Source organism: Kitasatospora sp. NPDC059571 (genome assembly GCF_042735675.1).
Classification (GTDB): Bacteria; Actinomycetota; Actinomycetes; order Streptomycetales; family Streptomycetaceae; genus Kitasatospora.
The window spans coordinates 5,276-10,562 of sequence record NZ_JBHWBW010000259.1 but is presented as its reverse complement, the minus strand read 5'-3'; the positions used below and the strand labels follow the sequence as shown (position 1 = coordinate 10,562).

Genomic DNA, 5,287 nt, shown 5'->3' with positions numbered 1-5,287 from the left:
CCCCGGCGCGGGCGCCGCCCCGCGCCGCGCGCGCTATCACACCCGCGGAGGCCCCCCCCCCCCGCGGGGGGGGCCGCCTCGACTCGGCCCGCTCGATGAGCGAGACGAGGGCCGGCTGCTCCAGCGCGGCGACGATCAGCAGCGCGAGGTCGGCGCCGTGGGCGCGGGCCTCCCAGAGCTGGTAGGCGGTGACGATGAAGTCCTTGCGCAGGACCGGGGTGTCGACCGCCGCGCGGACCGCGTCGAGGTCGGCGAGCGAGCCGCCGAAGCGGCGCTGCTCGGTCAGCACGCTGATCGCGGCGGCGCCACCGGCCGCGTAGTCCTGCGCCAGGGCGGCCGGGTCGGGGATCGCCGCGAGCGCGCCCTTCGAGGGGCTGGAGCGCTTGACCTCGCAGATCACCCGGACACCGTCGCCGCGCAGCGCGGCCACGCCGTCCTTGGCCTCGGGCGCCCTGGCGGCGAGCTCCTTGAGCTCGTCCAGGGAGACCCGGGCCTGTCGCTCGGCGAGGTCCTCGCGGACCCCGTCGATGATCTCGTCGAGCACACTCACGCGAGCGCCCCCATCATGTCTGCTAGCGGATGCCGGCCGGGTCGTGACCCGCCCGGCCTGGCCGTCCGGTCGATCCGGCCGGGGCGACGGCCCGAAAAAGTGAGGATTCGGTGCGCATGCGCCCCCGTCGGCTCTTCGATGGTATCGGGCACCGGGCGCGCGGGGCGCATCCACCGGGCGTGCGTCTCGCGGAACGGACCGTGCGCCGGGCGCGGCGGGGCCGCGGGGCGCCGGTGCGCAGGGCCCGGTCAGACCAGCGGCGGGGCGAGACCGGCGCCGCCGGGCAGGTTCCGCACCACGGTGAAGACCGCGAGGACGACGATCAGCAGGACGGTCTGTCGGCCGCTGAACGACACCCGGGGCGGCCGGCCGTCGGTGAGCGCCGCCCAGACCCACCGCAGCCACAGCACGGCCAGCACCCCGGCGAGCACCATGACCAGCAGGTTGTCGTGCCCGGCCGCGGTCAGGTCACCGTGGGTGAGGGCGTGGACGCAGCGCAGGCCGCCGCAGCCCGGGCACCACCAGCCGGTGGCCCGGAGCACCGGGCAGACCGGGTAGTGGCCGGGGGTGTTCGGGTCGACCGTGGCGACGTACGCGGTGGGCAGCGCCACCGCGGCCAGGGCGGCCAGCGGGCGGGCCAGCCGTCGGCCGAGCGGGGCGGGGGCTGCGGGTGCGTTCACCCTGGAGATTGTGCCCCCACCGCGCGGGTGCGGGCGCAAAAGGGAACGGCGGGCGTGGCGCCCGCCGTTGCCGTGCGTACGGGGGTCAGCCCGCGCCGACCACGGCGCGCTCCTCGGCCGCCGGGGCCGCGGCGGCGAAGTGCGGGCTGGGCTGCTTGCCCATGCCGGCCATCGCCATCGCCTTGCCGACGACACCGCCGACCACGACGAGCAGCAGGCCGGCGACGACGAGCAGGGGGCTGGGGATGATCATCGCGACGCCGCTGACGGTGAAGCCGATGAACGCAATGGTCACGCCGGTCCAGGCGGCGGGAGTGTGGCCGTGCGCTGCTGCCGACATCTGTTGGTGCTCCTTGTTCTCCGGATCCCGGCCGGGCGGCGCGAGGCGCTCGACGGGTTGACGTCCTCCATTGTGCCGGGCCCTCACACCCATCCCCAAGGCGGCCCCTGGGTCAACCGGTGGGATCTTCGCCACGGTCGAGGGCCTTCCACAGCTCCGCCGAGGAGTCGGTCGGCCGGGGGGCCGCGGCGGCGCGGCGGGTCGGCGCGTCGTAGCGGGCGCCCATCGCCGGCCAGGTCCGGCCGCGGACGACGGTGAGCAGGCCGGCCGCGGCCAGCAGCAGCCCGCCCGCCACCGCGGCCCACGGCCAGGCGGTGTGGCCGATCTGCTCGGCGTGTGCACCGGCGAGCGCCAGCCTCCCGGCGGCCTCGCCGTCCAGCGCGGCGGTGTCGGTGGCCCCGAGCAGGGCGCCGGCCACCGCGCCCAGGCCGGCCAGCGCGGTGAGCGCCCCGACCGCCGTCCGGGCGGCGCCGCGCACCGCGAACACGGCCACCGCGGCCGCCATGGCGACCAGGGCGAGGCCGGCGGGCAGCCCGGTCAGCCGGGAGCCGGTGGCGCTGACCTCCAGCCGGCCGCCCGCGGTGCCGGCGACCACGCCGTGGGCCCAGACGCGGCCGACCGAGGTCAGCACGAGGACGGCGCCGAGTGCGGTCAGCAGCAGCATGAGGGCGAGCGGGCGGCGGCTGTTCTTCGAAGCGGGGGAACTCACCCGTCCACTATCGCCGACCGCACGGACCGGACGGTCAGCCGGGGTCCCTCGGGAACTCGTCGGTGCCCACCACCAGCGTCCGGCCGGCCAGCTGCAGGAAGAGGTCCGCGCCGAACGGCAGGTGCTCGGCGGTGCGGTAGAGGCCGGACGGCTCGGGGTCGGAGTGGACGGTGCACAGCCCCTCGGCCGGGTCCACGACCACGTACACCGGGATGCCGCCCGCGGCGTGCGCCCGCCGCCGGGCGGCGAACCGCAGGTCGTCGCGGGCGTGGGGCAGGACGTCCAGCACCGCCTCGACCGCCGGGGCCGCGGCACCGGGGCCCGGGCGGGCCGGGGCGAGCACCGCGAGGTCCGGGGCGGCGCCGGACACGGCGAGGCCGCGGCGGACCGTGCCCCGCCCGCCGAGCTGCTCGCCGATCTGCCGGGCCGCGGCGCGCACGATCGCGCCCGGGTCGCTGCTCATGCCGGCCGTCCCCTTCCTCCGGTCAGTTCACGATACCGGCGGGCGCAGGGTGGCGGCGGTGGCGACGGCGCGCAGCACCGCGGCCGCCTTGTTGCGGCACTCGGTGTCCTCGCCGTGCGGGTCGGAGTCGGCGACCACCCCGGCGCCGGCCTGGACGTAGGCGGTGCCGTCGCGGAGCACGGCGGTGCGGATGGCGATCGCGGTGTCGGAGTCGCCGGCGAAGTCCAGGTAGCCGACGCAGCCGCCGTACAGGCCGCGGCGGGTGGGCTCCAGCTCCTCGATGATCTGCATGGCGCGGGGCTTGGGCGCGCCGGAGAGGGTGCCGGCGGGGAAGCAGGCGGTGAGCACGTCGAAGGCGGTGTTGCCCTCGGCGACCCGGCCGGTGACGGTGGAGACGATGTGCATGACGTGGCTGTAGCGCTCGATCGCCATGAAGTCGACGACCTCGACGGTGCCCGGCTCGCAGACCCGGCCGAGGTCGTTGCGGCCGAGGTCGACCAGCATCAGGTGCTCGGCGCGCTCCTTCGGGTCGGCGAGCAGCTCGGCGGCGAGCTCGGCGTCCTCGTGCGGGGTGGCGCCGCGGTGCCGGGTGCCGGCGATCGGGTGCAGCATCGCCTCGCCGTCGGTGACCTTGACCAGGGCCTCCGGGCTGGAGCCGACCACGTCGAAGCCGCCCTCCGCGGTGCCGTCCGGGCCCGGGAAGCGGAACAGGTACATGTACGGGCTGGGGTTGGTGGTGCGCAGCACCCGGTAGACGTCCAGCGCGGACGCCGGGCATGGCGCCTCGAACCGCTGGGAGGGCACCACCTGGAAGGCCTCGCCGGCCCGGATGCGCTCCTTGACCGTCTCGACCGCGGCCCGGTAGGGCGCGCCGCCGAACGGCGAGTGCGCCTCGGCGGCGGTCGGGGTGAAGGTGGCCAGGCCCGGGTCGACGGGCTTGAGCAGGTCCGCCTCCATGGCGTCGAGGCGGGCCACCGCGTCGGCGTACGCCTCGTCGACGCCGCTCGCCCGGTCGTTGTGGTTGACCGCGTTGGCGATCAGCAGCACGGTGCCGTCGGCGTGGTCGAGCACGGCCAGGTCGGTGGCGAGCAGCAGGGTGAGCTCGGGCAGCCGCAGGTCGTCCGGGGTGAGGTCGGGCAGCTTCTCCAGCCGGCGGACGACGTCGTAGCCGAGGTAGCCGACCATGCCGCCGGTGAGCGGGGGCAGGCCGTCGTCGGTGTGCCGCGGGGTGTGCAGCGCGGTGAGGGCGGTGCGCAGCACGTCCAGCGGGTCGCCGTCCCGCGGGATGCCGACCGGCGGGGTGCCGAGCCAGCGGGCGCCGCCGTCCTCGCCGACGGTGAGGGTGGCGGCGCTGCGGACGCCGACGAAGGAGTACCGCGACCAGCTGCGGCCGTGCTCGGCGGACTCCAGCAGGAAGGTGCCGGGCCGTTCGGCGGCCAGGCTGCGGTACAGCCCGATCGGGGTGAGGCCGTCCGCGAGGAGCCTGCGGGTGACGGGGATGACCCGGGTGTCTGCGGCGAGCTTGCGGAAGGCCTCGAGATCCATGCGGCGGCACCGTTCGGAGGGGGGTGTGTCGGGCGGGGAGATCCAGCTGCGGGCCCTGGGGCTGCGGGCCGTGGGGACAGGCTAGCGAGCGAGGGGCAGCAGGTCGGCGTCGAAGCACGTCCGGTCGCCGGTGTGGCAGGCGGCGCCGGTCTGGTCGACCTTGACGAGCAGGGTGTCGCCGTCGCAGTCGAGGGCGACGCTGACGACCCGCTGGACGTGGCCGGAGGTGTCGCCCTTGACCCAGTACTCGCTGCGGCTGCGGCTCCAGTAGGTGCAGCGCCCAGTGGTGAGGGTGCGGTGCAGCGCCTCGTCGTCCATCCACCCGAGCATCAGCACCTCGCCGGTGTCGTACTGCTGGGCGATCGCGGGGAGCAGGCCGTCGGCGGAGCGCTTGAGGCGGGCGGCGACGGCGGCGTCCAGGGCGGTGGAGCCGGGGGCGGCGGGTGTGGAGGACATGGTGCCCATTCTCGCAGGTGTGATCACCGGGCCGGGCTCTCGCAGCCGTCCGGCCAGACCACCTCGACGAACAGGCCGGCCCGGCGGGCGGCCTCGACGACCCGGGCGGGCTCGCTGCCGGGGCGGCCGTCCCAGACGGCGATGAGCTCGTCGACGGTGCCGATCAGGGCGTGGCAGGTGTCGTCGCCGGGGCCGCCGGCGAGGGCGGGGGCCAGCCGGTGCACCGCACTGGCCCGGGCGGCCAGCCGGCGGCGGACGCCGGAGGGCTCCGGCGGGGCGCCGGCCGGGACGATGAGCTCGATCCGGCCGCCGTGCTCCAGGACGGCCTGGGCGAACCAGGTCTCCGGCCCGGGCCGCAGGCAGCCCACGCCGACCAGGTCGTAGGCACCGTGGGCGGTGACCAGCTGCCACATCCGGCCGCGGACGAGCATCTCGGTGAGGTCCGACAGGCCCTGGTGCCCGGTGATTCCGACGCGCATGAGTTCTCGACCCCTTGTCCGGGTCGTGCCGCTCCCAGCCTAGCGGGCGGCGCGGGGGTGCCGGG

The 5,287-nt window shown here is 76.4% G+C and carries 8 protein-coding genes; all 8 read right to left on the bottom strand.

All coding sequences use genetic code 11. From position 1 onward, the window contains the following. Window positions 1-550: indole-3-glycerol-phosphate synthase (locus ACFV0G_RS25055; RefSeq protein ID WP_380552079.1), on the bottom strand; the 550-nt coding region annotated here is incomplete at its 3' end. A 248-nt stretch (window positions 551-798) separates the two neighbouring features. After that, entirely contained in the window at window positions 799-1,230 is a 432-nt protein-coding gene (locus ACFV0G_RS25050) for a DUF2752 domain-containing protein (protein ID WP_380552076.1), read from the bottom strand. Window positions 1,231-1,315: 85 nt separating this feature from the next. Continuing rightward, window positions 1,316-1,570, bottom strand: a complete 255-nt coding sequence (locus ACFV0G_RS25045; RefSeq protein WP_380552073.1) for an HGxxPAAW family protein — start codon at window positions 1,568-1,570, stop codon at window positions 1,316-1,318. 112 nt (window positions 1,571-1,682) lie between these two features. Beyond that, entirely contained in the window at window positions 1,683-2,279 is a 597-nt protein-coding gene (locus ACFV0G_RS25040) for a TIGR02234 family membrane protein (RefSeq protein WP_380552070.1), read from the bottom strand. Window positions 2,280-2,313: 34 nt separating this feature from the next. Beyond that, window positions 2,314-2,742, bottom strand: a complete 429-nt coding sequence (locus tag ACFV0G_RS25035) for a Uma2 family endonuclease (RefSeq protein WP_380552067.1) — start codon at window positions 2,740-2,742, stop codon at window positions 2,314-2,316. A gap of 27 nt (window positions 2,743-2,769) precedes the next feature. After that, window positions 2,770-4,287 carry an anthranilate synthase component I gene (locus tag ACFV0G_RS25030; RefSeq protein ID WP_380552064.1) on the bottom strand — a complete coding sequence of 506 codons (1,518 nt, stop codon included), beginning with the start codon at window positions 4,285-4,287 and terminating at the stop codon, window positions 2,770-2,772. A gap of 81 nt (window positions 4,288-4,368) precedes the next feature. Further along, the gene (gene hisI, locus ACFV0G_RS25025) at window positions 4,369-4,743 is read right to left on the bottom strand and encodes a phosphoribosyl-AMP cyclohydrolase (RefSeq protein WP_380552061.1); all 375 of its coding nucleotides are present in this window, start codon (window positions 4,741-4,743) and stop codon (window positions 4,369-4,371) included. Window positions 4,744-4,766: 23 nt separating this feature from the next. Beyond that, a complete protein-coding gene (locus ACFV0G_RS25020; protein WP_380552058.1) occupies window positions 4,767-5,222 on the bottom strand; it encodes a hypothetical protein in 456 nt (151 codons plus the stop codon). Between the last annotated feature and the right edge of the window lie 65 nt (window positions 5,223-5,287).